We start from the raw sequence: 16,154 nt of genomic DNA, 5'->3' as shown, positions 1-16,154 counted from the left end.
GGGACGAGTAACCTTGCGCCGATCAATCAGACCCGGGCATGGCAATGGAACTTCACGTAGTGATCAACGGCCGCAAGGACCTGGCCGAGCAGCTCTACCAGCAACTGCGCGGCGCCATCGACTCCGGGCGCCTGGCCGCCGGCGCTCAGTTGCCTCCCAGCCGGCTGCTGGCCGCGCAATTGGGCATCTCGCGCAAGACGGTATCCGATACCTACGCCCTGCTGACCTATGAAAACTACCTGGTGGGCAAGATCGGCCGGGGCACTTTCGTCAGCCCGCGCCCAGTCAAGGCCGAACGCAAGCAGAGTGCCCAGGACCTGGCCTGCGTCCAGAGCCTGGAGCGCTGGCAGACAATTCCTTCGCCGCTGCGCCACCCGACCCTGGAAGGCACCCTGCGCTACGAATTCATCGGTGGCGCCACCACCCGCGCGCAATTCCCCCAGGACCACTGGCGCAGCTGCACCCAGGATGCCTTGCGGCGCATGGCCCAGGCCGGCGGTTTCTACAGCCAGCCGGAGGGCCTGCCGGTCTTGCGCAATGCCATAGCCGGCCACGTGGCGTTTTCCCGCGGGGTGGTGTGCACCGCCCAGGACATCGTGGTGTGCAATGGCGCACAGCAGGCCCTGGACCTGATCGCCCGGGTGGTACTCGAGCCAGGCAGCCTGGTGGCCATGGAGGACCCGGGCTATACCCCGGCTCGCCTGCTGTTCCAGGCCCAGGGTGCGCGGGTCGTGGGGGTGCCGGTGGATGCCGAGGGCATCGAGGTGGCGCGGATTCCCGATGGCGTGCGGCTGATCTATGTCACCCCCTCGCATCAGTTCCCCCTGGGCATGCCCATGAGCCAGGCGCGCCGCGAGGCGCTGCTGGAGCGCGCGCGACAGCTGGGGGCCATCGTCATCGAAGACGACTACGACAGTGAATTCCGCTATGAGGGCCGGCCCACCGACTCCTTGCAGAGCCTGGACAGCCTTGGCGTGGTGGCCTACGTCGGGACCTTCTCCAAAAGCATGCTGCCCCAACTGCGCCTGGGGTATGCCGTGCTGCCACCGGCCATCCTGCCGGCGGTGATCAAGGCCAAGCAGCTGTCCGATTGCCATACCCCGACCCTGCCCCAATGGGCCCTGGCCAAGTTCATCGACGAGGGTTACCTGCAAAAGCACATCCGCCGCTGCCACGCGGTGTATGCCGGGCGCCGCGAGCGCATCCTGCTGCGCCTGCAGGGCGACCTGGCGCCCTGGCTGGAAGCGGTGCCCTGCACGGCCGGATTCCATATGGCCGCGCTGTGCAAGGTGCCGGTGGATATCCCGCTGCTGCTGGATCTGGCGAAGAAGGTCGAGGTGGGACTCTATTCGCTGCAGGAGTTCTTCCACGACAGCCCGGTCCGCGAGGGCTTGTTCATCGGCTTCGGCGCCATCGAGACCCTGGACATCGACCCGGCCCTGGACAAGGTGCGCGACATCCTGCAGCAGATCACCTGAAGGACGGTGGATTGGTCTGCGCGTCTTCGCCGGGATTGGTTATAGGGCCCCCGACGCCCAGGGCTTAGCCTGAAAGGACATTCCGATCCGCTGGAGAAACCGAAGATGAAAACCCTGACTGCCGCCCTCGCCACCCTCGCGCTGATCACCTCTGTGGCGGCCACCGCCCACGAGCCGGTGTACGGCAAGGAGAAGCTGGCGATCCTGCAGGACCAGGCCCTGGCCAACCTGCCGGGCAAGAAGGCCATGATGCTCACCGTCGACTACGCCCCGGGCCAGGCCACCGTACCCCACCGCCATGCCGGGGCGGCCATGGCCTACGTGCTCGAAGGCGCCATCACCTCCCGGGTCAACGATGGCCCGAGCATCACCTACCAGGCCGGGCAGTCCTGGTTCGAGCCTGCCGGCTCGCAGCATCCGGTCTCGGCCAACGCCAGCCAGACCCAACCGGCCAAGCTGCTGGTATTCATGCTGATGGACACCAAGGACGAAGTGCTGACGCCCCTGGAACATTGATCCTGTAGCGGCCACACCCACCCGTGGCCGCTGCTGAGCCGGCGAAACTGCGACAAGGCCCGCCGTCCGACAGGACAATCCCATCCCCCCCACGCCGCTGCGCGCCCCTGCGCAGCCTGCGGCAGCGGCCACACCCAGCATGTTGCAAGATTTGGTAACACTACCGGGCAAACACCCAGGTGAAACCGAATCGCCATCATGCTGTCCCATCGCTATCGGTAACGGTCGAGGTCGCCCGATCCAGCCTTCGGGCCCATCGGATTGCGCAGTGCGCTACCCTCTTCGAGTGACCTCGTACCCTGTTTACCGGCGCGCGCATCCTGCCTGCGCAGGCTGCCGCACCTACTCAATCAAGGCTGAAAGAGCGAACCATGAAACAGAATATTCTCCTCGTTGCCGTCTGCGCCGCCCTGCTCCAGGCCTGCACTCCGGCTTCCACCTCCCATGAAGGATCGCCTTCCATGCCCGCCGCCTCCTCGACCACCGCCGCCCAGCCGGCGCTCCCGGCCTATTACTGGAACCTGGTATCGGCCACCGATGCCTCGGGCAAGCCTATCGCAGCCATGGCCAAGGGCACCCAGGGCAAGCTGCGCCTGACCTTCGGCGACCAGAACCTGAACATCAGCGGCGGCTGCAACGGCCAGTTCGGTGGCTACAGCTACCAGAACGGCGTGCTGAAGGTACAACAGCTGGCTTCGACCATGATGGCCTGCGACAAGAGCCTGATGGACCTGGACAGCGAGGTCGGTCGCCTGCTCAAGGGCGACCTGCGTACCACCATCAACGGCGACACTCCCGAGCCGACGCTACAACTGACCACCCAGGATGGTTCGGTGCTCAAGTTCCAGGGCGAAGAAACCCCGGAGACCCGCTACGGCAGCCAGGGCGAGATCAAGTTCCTGGAAGTGGCCGCCAAGACCGTCAAGTGCAGCCACCCGCTGATCCCCAACCACCAGTGCCTGCAAGTGCGCGAGCGGCGCTATGACGACGCCGGCCTGCAGTTGCCGACCCAGGACACCTGGCATCCGATGTACGACTCGATCCAGGGCTACGAGCACCACGCCGGCGTGCGTACCGTGCTGCGGGTCAAGCAATACGAGTGGAAGAACCCGCCAGCCGACGCCTCGTCGCAGGTCTATGTGCTGGACCTGGTGGTCGAGCAGGACGCCTCGGGCAAGACCAAGTAAGAACTCCCTGCGCCCTTCCGGAGCCTGACGCCCCTTTCGACAGGCCATGAAAAAAGCCCCGTATCTTGCGATACGGGGCTTTTGCGTTGCAGCGGGGTCGGTGGTTTACAGGCCCGACTGGCCGCTCATGGCCAGGTCCAGCAGTTCCCGGTTGGCCACTGCGTACATGGCGTAGTCGGTGCCGCTGGCGGCACGGATTTCCACCATCATCGCGCGCCAGCGCTCGACCATGCTCAGGTTCTGCTCAAGCCACAGGGCCACGCGGGCTTCCATGTCTTGCGGCGCATCGGCCATTTGCAGGACCGAGATGGTGATCGCCCGCTGCTGCCAGTCCACGTCGTCGCGGAAGGCTTCGCGTGCCTGGGCCTGCCAGTTGTTGGCCACCGGCAGATCGCTGATCTGCTGCAGGTACCACGGCAGGTCTAGGGCACTGCCCACGGCGAAGTAGGCCTTGGCCACATCGGCGGCGTCGTGCCCGGTGACGTCGGCAGCCTCGATGATCGGCAGCAGGGTGTACAGGTGGGTGGTGCCGGCCACCATGCGTGCCAGCAACTCCGGTACGCCAGCCTCGACATAGGCGGTGTAGCGCGACTGCCAGCCTTCACGGGTCGGACCTTCGAGCAGCTCGTCGAGCTTCAAGCCCAGGGCTGCCAGGTGCGGACCGAAATGCGCCACGTCACGGGCGGCATCCTGCTCGTTGCGACGGCTACGCAGGAACCAGCGGGTGGCCCGACGACCCAGGCGCATCAGCTCATCCATCAGCTCCAGCTGCACCTGTGCCGAGACCTGGTGATCCAGGGCCTCGATCTGGCGGAACCAGTGCGGCAGGTGGAAGATGTCGCGCACGATCACATAGGCGCCGGCCACGTTGGCCGGGCTCATGCCGGTGGACTCCTTCAAGCGCTGCACGAAGGTGATGCCCATGTGGTTGACCAGGTCGTTGGCGATCTGGGTGCTGACGATCTCGCGCTTCAGGCGGTGACGGCGCATGGCTTCGGCGAACTTGCTGACCAGGGTCGGCGGGAACGCGGTTTCCATGTCACGGGTCAGGTAGTCGTCATCCGGCACCAGGGAGCCCAGCAGCTGCTCCTTGAGATCGATCTTGCTGTAGGAGATCAGCACCGACAGCTCCGGACGGGTCAGGCCCTTGCCAGCGGCGACGCGCTCGTTGAGCTGCTCTTCGCTGGGCAGGAACTCGATGGCCCGGTCCAGCTTGCCACGGCCTTCCAGGTCGCCCATCAGGCGCTTGTACTCGGCGATCCGCTCGTAGGCGCGACGCGCAGCCAGGGACAGGGCCTGGGTCTGCTTGTAGTTGTTGCCCAGGACCAGGCCCGCCACTTCGTCGGTCATGCTCGCCAGCAGCTGGTTGCGCTGCTTGTCGGTCATGTCGCCGGCCTGCACCACTTCGTTGAGCAGGATCTTGATGTTCACTTCGTGGTCGGAGCAGTCCACGCCACCGGCGTTGTCGATGAAGTCGGTGTTGGAGCCGCCGCCGTTGAGGCCGAACTCGACGCGACCCAGCTGGGTCATGCCCAGGTTGCCGCCCTCGCCCACCACCTTGCAGCGCAGTTCGTTGCCGTTGACCCGCAGGGCGTCGTTGGCCTTGTCGCCGACATCGGCGTGGCTTTCGCTGCTGGCCTTGACGTAGGTGCCGATGCCGCCGTTCCACAACAGGTCCACCGGCGCCTTGAGCAAGGCGTTGAGCAGCTCGGTCGGGGTCAGCTTGTCGGCCTGGATGTCGAAGCGCTCCTTCATCTGCGGCGAAATGGCGATGCTCTTCGCGCTACGGGAGAAGATGCCGCCACCCTCGGACATGATGCTGGCGTCGTAGTCGCTCCAGGCCGAGCGCGGCAGGTCGAACAGGCGCTTGCGCTCGACGAAGCTGGTGGCCGGATCCGGATTCGGGTCGACGAAGATGTGCAGGTGGTTGAACGCCGCCACCAGTTGCAGTTTGTCGGACATCAGCAGGCCGTTGCCGAACACGTCGCCGGCCATGTCGCCCACGCCCACCACGCTGATCGGGTCTTCCTGGACATTGATGCCACGCTCGCGGAAGTGGCGCTGCACGCCGACCCAGGCGCCACGGGCGGTGATGCCCATCTTCTTGTGGTCGTAGCCGGCCGAACCACCGGAGGCGAAGGCGTCGCCGAGCCAGAAGCCGTAGTCGATGGCGATGCTGTTGGCGATGTCGGAGAAGGTCGCGGTGCCCTTGTCGGCCGCCACCACCAGGTACGGATCATCGTCGTCGTGGCGAACCACGTTGGCCGGCGGCACCACGCCACCGTCCTTGAGGTTGTCGGTGATGTCCAGCAGGCCGGAGATGAAGATGCGGTAGCACGCTACGCCTTCAGCGGCGATCTCGTCACGGCTGCCGCCCAGCGGCAGGCGGCGCGGCAGGAAGCCACCCTTGGCGCCCACCGGCACGATCACCGAGTTTTTCACTTGCTGGGCTTTTACCAGGCCCAGGACTTCGGTACGGAAGTCTTCCTCGCGATCCGACCAGCGCAGGCCGCCGCGAGCGACGTTGCCGAAGCGCAGGTGCACGCCCTCGACCCGTGGCGAGTAGACGAAGATCTCGAACTTCGGCACTGGCTTGGGCAGCTCGGGGATCAGCTTCGGATTGAACTTGAAGCTGAAGTACGACTTGTTCTGGCCGTTGGCATCGGGCTGGTAGAAGTTGGTGCGCAGGGTGGCCTTGATCAGGTCCAGGTAGCGCCGCAGGATGCGGTCCTCGTTGAGCACCTGGACGTCGTCCAGGGCGGTGAGGATCGCCTGCTCCAGGCGCTGCTGCTTGTCGTCCAGGTCTTCCTGGGTCAGCTTGCGTGCCAGGTAGAAGCGAGTCTTGAACAACCGGGTCAGCTCGCGGGCGATATCGGTGTGGTTGTTCAGGGTGCTGGCGATGTAGCCCAGGTCGAAACCGAGGCGGATCTGCTTCAGGTAGCGGGCGTAGGCACGCAGCAGCGCCACATCGCGCCATGGCAGGCCGGCGGTCAGCACCAAGCGGTTGAAGGCGTCGTTCTCGGCGTCGCCGCTGACGATGTGGACGAAAGCGTCCTGCAGCGTGTCGTTGAGCTGCTGGATGTCCAGGTCCAGGCCTTCGGCGGCGGTGAAGGCGAAGTCGTGGATCCAGAACTCGCGGCCATTGTTGTGGCGCAGGCGATACGGGAACTCACCCAGGACCCGCAGGCCGAGGTTTTCCAGGATCGGCAGCACGTCGGACAGCGCCAGCGGGGTATCGGCGTGGTACAGCTTGCAGTGCAGCTCGCGCTGGCCGGCCACCTGGCCCAGTGGCTGGTAGAAGCTCATCACCAGCGGGTTGCTTTCGCTCAGGCTCAGCAGGTGCTGCATGTCCACCACCGCCGAGTGGGCGGCGAAACGCTCGCGGTAGCCGGCCGGGAAACCTTTCGGGAAGTCAGCCAGGACGTTGGTGCCGTGGGCTTCGCCGAAGCTCTCGACCACCAGGCTGGCGTAGTCGTCCTGCCAGCTGCGGCAGGCCTGCACCACTTCGCGCTCCAGCAGCAGCGGATCGATGTCGATGCGCTGCTTCGGGTCGACCCGCAGGATCAGTTGCACGCGGGCAAGGACCGACTCGGAGAAGAAGGTCCAGAACTCGCAGTCGGTGGCCTGCAGGCGTTCCATCAGGACCTGCTGGATCTTCTGCCGCACTTCGGTGGAATAGATGTCGCGCGGCACGTAGGCCAGGCAGTAGCAGAAACGGCCGTACGGGTCCTTGCGCAGGAATACCCGGATCTTGTTGCGTTCCTGGATCTGCACGATGGACATCACGGTGCTGAACAGCTCGTCAACCGGCGTCTGGAACAGATCGTCACGGGGCAGCACTTCCAGGACCTGGGCCAGTTCCTTGCCCAGGTGGGCCTTGGGCTGGAAGCCGGAGCGTTGCTCGATGACCTCGACCTTGCGTCGGATGTACGGGATCACCCGCACGCTCTCGCCATACACCGAGGAGGTGTAGAGGCCCATGAAGCGGCATTCCTTGATCACCTTGCCGTCGGCATCGATCTGGCGGATCGACACGAAATCCGGGTAGGCCGGGCGATGCACGCGGCTAGGCAGCGACGCCTTGGCGAACGACAGCGGCGTCGGTTCGCGCAGGTAGTTCACGGCATAGTCTTCGATATGCAGGTCGTCGCCGGTGAGGCCGGCGCGCAGCAGCTTGGCCAGGCCCAGGAAGGAGTTCGGGTCATACTCGATATGCCCGCCGTCCTGGTCGGCACCGACCACGAATTCCTCGTAGCCCAGGAAGGTGAAGTGGTTGTCCACCAGCCACTCGAGGAAGCTCTTGATCTCGGACTTCTCGTCGGCGGCGATGGCGAACTGGCTGTTGTCGATGCTCTGGATCAGCTCCTGGACCTTGGCCTTCATCGGCTCGAAGTCGGCTACGGCGACACGCACCTCGCCCAGCACCTGCTCCAGCTCCTTGCCCAGCACGCTCAGTTCGGCGGCGTTGGCGCAGCGGTCGATCTCCAGGTACATCAGCGACTCTTTCTGCACGCCTTCGCCCTGGGTGCCCTTGGGCAGGATTTCCAGCAGCTCGCCCTTGCTGCCGCGACGCACGCTGAGTACCGCGGTCTGCAGGGTGTGGATGCTGTAGCCGCGACGGTTGAGCTCGGTACGGACCGAGTCCACCAGGAATGGCAGGTCATGGTGCAGGACTTCCACCGCGGTGTGGGTCGACTGCCAGCCATGACGTTCGTAATCGGGGTTGTAGACGCGCACTTGCGGTTGCGCGTGATCGAAGCGCTCAAGCAGGCGCCAGGCAGAGAGGGTGCAGCCCGCCAGGTCGGACATGCGACGCTGGGTGAGTTCGTCCAGGGAAATGATGCCGAAGAATTGTTCAGCGAACAGCGCCACTTGTGGCAGTGCCTGTTCACTGATGTGCTGCGCCAGTGCCGCTTGCAGTTGGTGCTGGAAGTCGGCCTTGCTGGCTGCGGTGAAGAACGCCATCTGTGGTACTCCGCTTGGGCTTGTTATTGATGGTAGCGTCGTGTTCGGTCCCGCTGGGGGGCGCCGGCGCATCCTGTTCCTGAATCTCGGGCAGAGGTTGCAGGATGCCTGGTGAATGAAGCTGGACGAGACGCGCAGGTCACATTCACACCTTCCCGGGATGGGCATCGGCCAGGGCGAACGGGGCAATGCCCTGGCAGGTGATCATCACAAAACAGACGCAACCTATTGCACTTGAGAACAAATTGTCCGCTGCGCAGCTTAACGAGTGCGATGCGACAGCTGCTTGCGATGCTGCGACATATTCGGTCAAAGGCACGCAACCGGGCAGTCACGCCCAGAACAACACTAGCAGCAGCTGGCGGAAAACCCGGGGTTTTCCATGCACGGACCGGACTTGCGTGCGCAAAATGACTCATCCGCGCCAGGCGTTCACAACTGCCGTACTGACAGACAACCCAGCAGAAATTCCCCCGGGCTGGCAGAATCCTTTCTTTTGCCCTGCCCCAGGAATGTGCCCATGCAGATGACCACCGCCCACCTGATCGCCAACCCTTGCGACGACGAAGAAGACAACATGGCCATGCTCTGCTGCCACAGCACCCAGGGCGAGATGTTCCTGATGAGCCGTTACCCGGACGAGGACGAGCTGGAGATCACCCTCGACGGCGAGCCTTCGACCCTGGACGGGGTCAAGGTGACCCTCAGCCCCACCACCCTGCTGATCGAGATCGCCGCGACCGACGCCGATGCCCTCAACGGCTCGGACCACCTGCAAATCCACCACGCCACCAGCGCCGCCGACCTGGCCGAAGTGGAACTGACCCTCAAGAACATCCTCAAGGGTACGGGCACCTACATCAGCCAGCTCTGATACCCACCCCGGACAGCGGCCGGGCGCAGCCTCGCAAGCTCGACAGCGGCTACAGGGCCACGCCCAACCTCGGGTAGCCCGGGGCTTCATGTAGCCGTTGCGCATGCCCGCCTGGCGGGCACCAGGCTCCCGTCGTGCCAGCCGCCTTGGGAAAAAGCCGGGATTTTTTCGAAATCACTCTTTCCCCGTTAGTCGGCGGGGCCCGCTATGGATTAAAGTATCGCCCCCAGCCCTGGCGTTCTCGCACCGCCCCGGGCGCACCCTCTCCAGGAACAGTCACCGATGGAACATCGTGAAGCGCTATTGGCGCTGCGAACCTTTCTTTCAACGCAGATCCTTGGCCAGGACAAACTCATCGAGCGCTTGCTCATCGCCCTGCTCGCCGACGGCCACATGCTGGTCGAGGGCGCTCCGGGGCTGGCCAAGACCAAGGCCATCAAGGAGTTGGCCGACGGCGTCGAAGCACAGTTCCATCGGATCCAGTTCACCCCCGACTTGCTGCCAGCCGACATCACCGGCACCGAGATCTATCGCCCGGAAACCGGCAGCTTCGTGTTCCAGCAAGGCCCGATCTTCCACAACCTGGTGCTGGCGGACGAAATCAACCGGGCCCCGGCCAAGGTCCAGTCGGCGCTGCTGGAGGCCATGGCCGAGCGTCAGGTCAGCGTTGGACGCAGCACCTATGAACTGTCGCCGCTGTTCCTGGTGATGGCGACCCAGAACCCCATCGAGCAGGAAGGCACCTACCCGCTGCCCGAAGCCCAGCTCGACCGCTTCCTGATGCACGTCAAGATCGGCTTCCCGGATGCAGCGGTTGAGCGCCGGATCCTCCAGCAGGCCCGGGGCGAGGCCTTGAACGGCGAGACCCTGCCCGAGCGCCGGGTCAGCCAGCAGGCGATCTTCGCCGCCCGCAAGGAAATCCTCGGCCTGTACATGGCCGACGCGGTGGAGGAATACCTGGTGCAGCTGGTGATGGCCACCCGCACCCCGGGCAAGTTCGACCCGGAGCTGGCCGAGTGGATCGCCTACGGCGCCAGCCCCCGCGGCTCCATCGCCCTGGACCGCTGCGCGCGGGCCCACGCCTGGCTCGCCGGACGCGACTTCGTCAGCCCCGAGGACATCCAGGCGGTGCTGTTCGACGTGCTGCGCCATCGCATCATCCTGTCCTTCGAAGCAGAAGCGGCAGGCATCGACCAGGACCGTGTGGTACAGCGCATCCTCGACGTCGTTGCCGTCGCCTGACCTCCATGACCCACGCCAGCGCCGAACCCGGCATCCGCATCACCCTCGGTGAATTGATCGAGATGCGCCACCGCGTGCGCGAGGTGCAGCTGTTCTCCACGCCCAGCCAGCGCAGCCCGCTGGTGGGGCTGCACCATTCCAAGCTGCGCGGGCGCGGGGTGGACTTCGACCAGGTACGGGTCTACCAGGCCGGCGACGACGTGCGCACCATCGACTGGCGCGTCACCGCGCGGACCCAGGAACCCCACACCAAGTTGTTCCACGAAGAGCGCGAGCGGCCGATCTTCATCATGGTCGAGCAGAGCCGCCAGCTGTTCTTCGGCTCCGGGCTGATGTTCAAGTCGGTGCTCGCCGCCCAGGCCGCGAGCCTGATCGGCTGGGCCGCCCTGGGCCACAACGACCGGGTCGGTGGCCTGGTCTTTGGCGACGACGAGCACTACGAAATCAAGCCCCGGCGCAGCAAGCAGAGCCTGCTGCAACTGCTCAACCGCCTGGTGCGGGTCAACCAATCGCTGCACGCCGACGCCCAGCCCCAGCGCGACGCCCTGGGCACCGCCCTGCTGCGCGGCCGCGAAGTGCTGCGCCCCGGCAGCCTGGTGATCGTGATCTGCGACGAGCGAGCCCTGAGCGATGCCGCCGAGCAACAACTGAGCCTGCTGTCGCGTCATTGCGACCTGCTGCTGATGCCGCTGTCCGACCCCCTGGACCATGCCCTGCCCGCCGCCGGCCTGATGCGTTTCGCCGAGCGCGGCGCACAGCTGGAACTCGATACCCTGAGCTATGAACTGCGCCAGGCCTACCGCGCCCAGAGCGAGGCACGCATCGCCCGCTGGGAGCGCCTGGCGCAGAAGCTGCGGGTCCTGCTGATGCCCCTGAGCACCCAGAGCGAGATGGTCGAGCAGCTGCGCGAGTACCTCAACCCGCAGCGTCCGGGAGCCGGCCGATGAGCAGCCTGGAACAACTGCAACCCCTGCTGCCGCCACCAGCGGTGGGCCTGTGGCCGCCGGCGCCGGGCTGGTGGCTGCTGGCCGTGCTGCTGCCGGCCCTGGCCTTCGCCCTCTGGCACTGGCGCCACCTGTGGCCACGCAAGAAGGCCCCGAGCCGCGCCGAACAACCCCTGGACCCGGTGCGCCTGGCCGCCCTGGCGGAACTGGCACTGCTGCCCAAACCCTACGACGGCGCCCCGGCCGGGGCCTGGCTGCAAGCGCTCAACGGGCTGCTCAAGCGCCTGTGCCGCAACCACTACCCCAACAGCCAGAGCCATACCCTCAATGGCCGCAAATGGCTGGCGTTCCTCGACAACCGCTGCCCGGCCGCCGGCCTGACCCGCTGGATGGTGCTGGTGGAAGGCGCCTACAAGCCCGAGTGCAAGCTCGACGACAAAGCCATCGCCGGCCTGACCCAGGCGGTGGACACCTGGATTCGCAAGCATGTTTGAGTTCGCCTGGCCATGGATCTTCGCCCTGTTGCCGCTGCCCTGGCTGCTGCGCCTGGTGCTGCCGGTGGCCGACAGCGGCGAGCCGGCGCTCAAGGTCAGCTTCCTCGGCGACCTGGAGGGCCTGGCCCGGCGCCGCGCCCGGGCCAACCTGCCGGCCTGGCGCCAACAGGCGCGCTTCATCCTGCTCTGGGTGCTGCTCCTGCTGGCGGCGGCCCGTCCGCAATGGCTGGGCGAACCGCTGCCAGTGGCGGCCAGCGGTCGCGACCTGCTGGTGGCGGTGGACGTCTCCGGCTCCATGGACTTCCCCGACATGCAGTGGCAGGACGAGGACGTCAGCCGGCTGGGCCTGGTCAAGCACCTCCTGGGCGATTTTCTCGAGCACCGCGAGGGCGACCGGGTGGGCCTGATCCTGTTCGGCAGCAAGGCCTACCTGCAGGCGCCCCTGACCTTCGACCGGCACACCGTGCGGGTCTGGCTGGATGAGGCGAAGATCGGTATCGCCGGCAAGAACACCGCCATCGGCGACGCCATTGGCCTGGCCCTGAAGCGCCTGCGCCAGCGTCCGGCCCAGAGCCGGGTGCTGATCCTGGTCACCGATGGCGCCAACAATGGCGGCGAGATCGCCCCCATCACCGCGGCGCGCCTGGCGGCCGAGGAAGGCGTGAAGATCTACCCGATCGGCATCGGCGCCGACCCGGACCAGAGCGCCACCCTGGGCATCCTCGGCATCAATCCGAGCCTGGACCTGGACGAGCCGGCGCTCAAGGAGCTGGCCGAGGTCACCGGCGGGCGCTATTTCCGCGCCCGCGACGGCCAGGAACTGGCGGCCATCAAGGACACCCTCGACCAGTTGGAGCCGGTGGCCCAGCAACCGACCCAGGCCCGTCCGGCCCAGGCCCTGTACCACTGGCCCCTGGCCGCGGCCCTGCTGCTCAGCGTGTTGCTGGTGTTGCGCGAACGCTGGCCGCACAACCCCCTGCAACGCTTCCTCACCAAGGAGCATTTCCTGCAACCCTTGCCTCACTGGCGGCAACGCCTCAAGCGCCTGCGTCTGCGGAGGCGTCGATGATCGGACTCTGGCCCCATTGGTTCCGACCCTGGTGGTTGCTGGTATTGCCACTGCTGGCCCTGCTGCTGTGGAAGCTCTGGCACCGGCAGAAACGCGCCGGCCGCTGGCAGATGATCCTGCCACCGGCCTTCCATGCCGCCCTGCTCAGCGGCGGCAACGGCCGCGAGAGCAAGCTGCCATGGGTCGCCCTGGGCCTGGCCTGGCTGCTGGCGGTACTGGCGCTGCTGGGGCCCAGCTGGCAGCGGGTCGAGCAGACCAGCCAGAAACCCGCCGACCCGCTGGTGGTGCTGCTGGAACTGACGCCACAGATGCTCGCCGGCGACGTGCCGTCCAACCGCCTGGACCAGGCCCGGCACAAGCTGCTGGACCTGTTGGCCCTGCGCAGCGACGCCCAGACCGCCATCGTGGTCTATGCCGGCAGCGCCCACACCCTGGTGCCGCTGTCCGATGACCTGGCCACCAGCCGCAACCTGCTCGATGCCCTCAAGCCATCGATCATGCCCGAGGCCGGCCAGCGCGCCGACCTGGCCCTGCGCAAGGCCCTCAAGCTGCTGGACCAGGGCGCCCTCGGCCAGGGGCGGGTGCTGCTGCTGGCCTCGTCCCTCAGCGAACAGGAGCGCCAGGGCATTCGCCAGGCCCTGGACGGCGATGCCCCGCAACTGTTGATGCTCGGCATCGGCAGCCGCGATGGCGCCCCGGTGCCGCTGGAAGACGGCAGCTACCTCAAGGACGACCAGGGCGCGATCCTGGTCTCGCGCCTGGACAGCCCCGGGCTCAAGCAATTCATCGGCGAAGTCGGCGGGCGCTACCGCCAGGCCCGCCTGGACGACAACGACCTGCGCGGCCTGGGCTTGCTGGGCGGTCCCCGGGGCGTGCGCGACGACGGCCAGACCCTGCGCCTGGACACCTGGGCCGACCAGGGCTACTGGCTGCTGTTGCCACTGTTGCTGCTGGCCGCCTGCGCCGGGCGCCGGGGCTGGTTGTTCTGCCTGCCGCTGTTGTGCCTGGGCCTGCCCCAACCCAGCTACGCCCTGGACTTCAACGACCTGTGGCTGCGTCCGGACCAGCAAGGCGAGCGCCTGCTGCAGCAACAGCGCCCGGCCGAGGCCGCGCGGCATTTCCAGGACCGCCAATGGCAGGGCGTGGCCTTGTTCGAGGCCGGCAACTACAATGCCGCCGCCGAGCGCTTCGCCGAAGGCAACGACGCCCGCGCCCATTACAATCGTGGCAACGCCCTGGCCCATAGCGGCGAGCTGGAAGCGGCCATCGACGCCTATGAGCAAGCCCTGGAACTGCAACCCGAGCTGCTACCGGCGCAGCAAAACCTGGCCCTGGTCCAGCAGCTGCTGCAACAGCGGCGGGCAGCGGAGCCCCTGCCAGAGGTGAAACCGCAGAGCCCGGATGCCGAGGACAATGCCCGGCCCGAATCTGGCAGCACCGCCAGCACGCCAGTACCGGGCAGCGAGACGCCACCGGCGTCCGCCAGCAACCCACCAGGTCCTGGAGACGCGACCCAGGCCGACCCGCAAGTGCCCGGCCACAGCGAAGTGCCCGGCAGCGAGCTGGACGATGCCCACACCACCACTCCATTGCGCCCAGTGGACGACAGCCTGGACGCTGAGCACCAACAGGCACTGGAGCAATGGTTGCGCAAGATCCCGGACGACCCGGGAGAGCTGCTCAGGCGTAAATTCTGGTACGAACAGCAAACCCATCAGGATCAGGGAAAAACTCGATGACCCGCTGCACCGCCCTTCTGCTTGCCCTCGCCTGCTGGACCGCGCAGTCCCAGGCTGCCGGGCTGCTCGCCAGCCTGGACCGTAGCCAGGTGAACGCCGGGGAGACCGTCGAGCTGACCCTGGAGTCCACCGACGTCACCCAGTTCGGCAAGCCGGACCTCGCGCCCCTGCAAGCGCAGTTCGAAGTCCGCGGCACGCGCCAGGTCAACCAGCTCAACAGCCTGGGCGACAGTCACGCCAGCACCCGCTGGATCGTGACCCTGCTGCCGCGCCACACCGGCACCCTGGCCATCGAGCCTGTGCAACTGGGCGAGCTGCGCAGCCAGGCCCTGAGCCTGCAGGTCAACGCCAGCCCCGAGCAGGACCAGCAGGCGCACCTGGAGCCGGTGTTCATCGATGCCGAGCTGGACCAGCCCAAGGTCTATGTCCAGGCCCAGGCCCTGCTGACCCTGCACGTCTATCACTCGGTGCCGCTGTTCGACGACAGCAGCCTCAGCCCATTGCAACTGAGCGATGCCCGGGTCGAGCAACTGGGAGAAGCGCGCACCTACGAGAAGCTGATCAACGGCGTGCGCCACGGCGTGATCGAGATGCGCTATGCGATCTATCCCCAGCACAGCGGCGTCTTGCAGATCCCGGCGCTGACCTTCAGCGCCACCCTGGCCAACCCCGGCACCGGCCAGGACGCCACGCCCCAGGCTGCCCGGCCCGGCAAGCTGATCCACGTCAGCTCGGCCGAGATGGAACTGCCGGTGATGGCCAAGCCCGCAGCCTATCCCGCCGACGTTCCCTGGCTGCCGGCGCGCAGCCTGAGCCTGGGCGAAAGCTGGAGCCCCGAGCCCGAACATCCCCAGGTCGGCGACTCCCTGACCCGCAGCCTGACCCTGCGCGCCGAAGGCCTGTCCAGCGCCCAACTGCCGCCCCTGCCCATGGCCGAGATCAACGGCCTGCGCAGCTACCCGGACCAGCCGCAGCTGAGCAACCAGCAGGTCGAGCAAGGCGTGCTGGGTATCCGCGAAGAGCGCCAGGCCCTGGTGCCGACCCGCACCGGCAACGTCGAGCTGCCAGCCCTGGAAGTCACCTGGTGGAACACCCAGGCCGATCGCCTGGAAACCAGCAGCCTGCCGGCCCGTACCCTGCAGGTGGCGGACAACCCGAGCCTGGTGGAGGACGCCCCGGCCAGTACCGCCCAGGTCGGCCCGGCCAGCGACAGCCTGTGGTTGTGGCAACTGAGCACCCTGCTGCTGGCCTGCACCACACTCTTGGGCTTCGGCTTGTGGTGGCGTGCCCGTTCGCAGCCGGCGGTGGCCCGGGTGGTCCAGAGCGGCCCCAGCCCGCGCTCGCTGCTTGACGACCTCAAGCGCGCCTGCCAGGCCAACGATCCCCAGGCCACCCGCCAGGCCCTGGACGCCTGGGCCCGCCAGCAGCCCGAGACCCTGGCCGAGATGGCGGCACGCTTCGTCCCGCTGTCCGATGCCCTGGACGGCCTCAACGGCGCCCTCTACAGCGAGAGCGGCCAGTACTGGCAAGGCGAGGAACTGTGGCGGGCGATCCGTGCCATTCCCACCGCCGAGCGGGTCCAGGCGCCCCAGGCCGATACCATCAGCCTGCCGCCGCTCTATCCCAAATAAATGCAGCTGCATGGC

11 protein-coding genes are annotated in these 16,154 nt (G+C 66.7%); 10 read left to right on the top strand and 1 reads right to left on the bottom strand.

The window, feature by feature from the left end:
• Nucleotides 1-44 precede the first annotated feature (44 nt).
• From C4K40_RS13295 to C4K40_RS13285, 3 genes are all read left to right on the top strand, one after another.
• On the top strand, nucleotides 45-1,478 hold the full coding sequence (locus C4K40_RS13295) for a PLP-dependent aminotransferase family protein (RefSeq protein ID WP_053129039.1): 1,434 nt from the start codon (nucleotides 45-47) through the stop codon (nucleotides 1,476-1,478).
• A 105-nt stretch (nucleotides 1,479-1,583) separates the two neighbouring features.
• Complete coding sequence (locus tag C4K40_RS13290) at nucleotides 1,584-1,994, top strand: cupin domain-containing protein (protein ID WP_022644096.1); 411 nt, start codon at nucleotides 1,584-1,586, stop codon at nucleotides 1,992-1,994.
• A 371-nt stretch (nucleotides 1,995-2,365) separates the two neighbouring features.
• Nucleotides 2,366-3,181: an META and DUF4377 domain-containing protein gene (locus tag C4K40_RS13285; protein ID WP_053129035.1), complete on the top strand. Its 816-nt coding sequence runs from the start codon at nucleotides 2,366-2,368 to the stop codon at nucleotides 3,179-3,181.
• 105 nt (nucleotides 3,182-3,286) lie between these two features.
• Here C4K40_RS13285 and C4K40_RS13280 read toward each other — a convergent pair whose 3' ends face one another.
• Nucleotides 3,287-8,146, bottom strand: a complete 4,860-nt coding sequence (locus C4K40_RS13280; protein ID WP_053129032.1) for an NAD-glutamate dehydrogenase — start codon at nucleotides 8,144-8,146, stop codon at nucleotides 3,287-3,289.
• Nucleotides 8,147-8,666: 520 nt separating this feature from the next.
• Between C4K40_RS13280 and C4K40_RS13275 the strand changes: the two genes are divergently transcribed.
• The 7 genes from C4K40_RS13275 (at nucleotide 8,667) to C4K40_RS13245 (ending at nucleotide 16,139) form a co-directional block, all read left to right on the top strand.
• The gene (locus tag C4K40_RS13275; RefSeq protein ID WP_053129031.1) at nucleotides 8,667-9,020 is read left to right on the top strand and encodes a hypothetical protein; all 354 of its coding nucleotides are present in this window, start codon (nucleotides 8,667-8,669) and stop codon (nucleotides 9,018-9,020) included.
• A gap of 282 nt (nucleotides 9,021-9,302) precedes the next feature.
• Complete coding sequence (locus tag C4K40_RS13270; RefSeq protein WP_022644092.1) at nucleotides 9,303-10,262, top strand: MoxR family ATPase; 960 nt, start codon at nucleotides 9,303-9,305, stop codon at nucleotides 10,260-10,262.
• A 5-nt stretch (nucleotides 10,263-10,267) separates the two neighbouring features.
• Entirely contained in the window at nucleotides 10,268-11,209 is a 942-nt protein-coding gene (locus C4K40_RS13265; protein ID WP_022644091.1) for a DUF58 domain-containing protein, read from the top strand.
• Entirely contained in the window at nucleotides 11,206-11,700 is a 495-nt protein-coding gene (locus C4K40_RS13260) for a DUF4381 domain-containing protein (RefSeq protein ID WP_053129028.1), read from the top strand. The genes C4K40_RS13265 and C4K40_RS13260 overlap by 4 nt, the downstream gene beginning before the upstream one ends.
• Nucleotides 11,693-12,769, top strand: a complete 1,077-nt coding sequence (locus tag C4K40_RS13255) for a VWA domain-containing protein (RefSeq protein WP_053129025.1) — start codon at nucleotides 11,693-11,695, stop codon at nucleotides 12,767-12,769. The genes C4K40_RS13260 and C4K40_RS13255 overlap by 8 nt, the downstream gene beginning before the upstream one ends.
• Nucleotides 12,766-14,508, top strand: coding sequence for a VWA domain-containing protein (locus C4K40_RS13250; protein WP_053129021.1), 1,743 nt, complete (start codon nucleotides 12,766-12,768; stop codon nucleotides 14,506-14,508). The genes C4K40_RS13255 and C4K40_RS13250 overlap by 4 nt, the downstream gene beginning before the upstream one ends.
• Nucleotides 14,505-16,139 carry a BatD family protein gene (locus C4K40_RS13245; protein WP_053129017.1) on the top strand — a complete coding sequence of 545 codons (1,635 nt, stop codon included), beginning with the start codon at nucleotides 14,505-14,507 and terminating at the stop codon, nucleotides 16,137-16,139. Before C4K40_RS13250 ends, C4K40_RS13245 begins: the two co-directional genes overlap by 4 nt.
• Nucleotides 16,140-16,154: the final 15 nt, after the last annotated feature.

The sequence above is a fragment of the Pseudomonas sp. CMR5c genome (genome assembly GCF_003850545.1).
Lineage (GTDB): Bacteria > Pseudomonadota > Gammaproteobacteria > Pseudomonadales > Pseudomonadaceae > Aquipseudomonas > Aquipseudomonas piscis.
The sequence above is the reverse complement of the archived record's forward strand: the minus strand, read 5'-3'. Positions and strand labels throughout refer to the sequence as shown.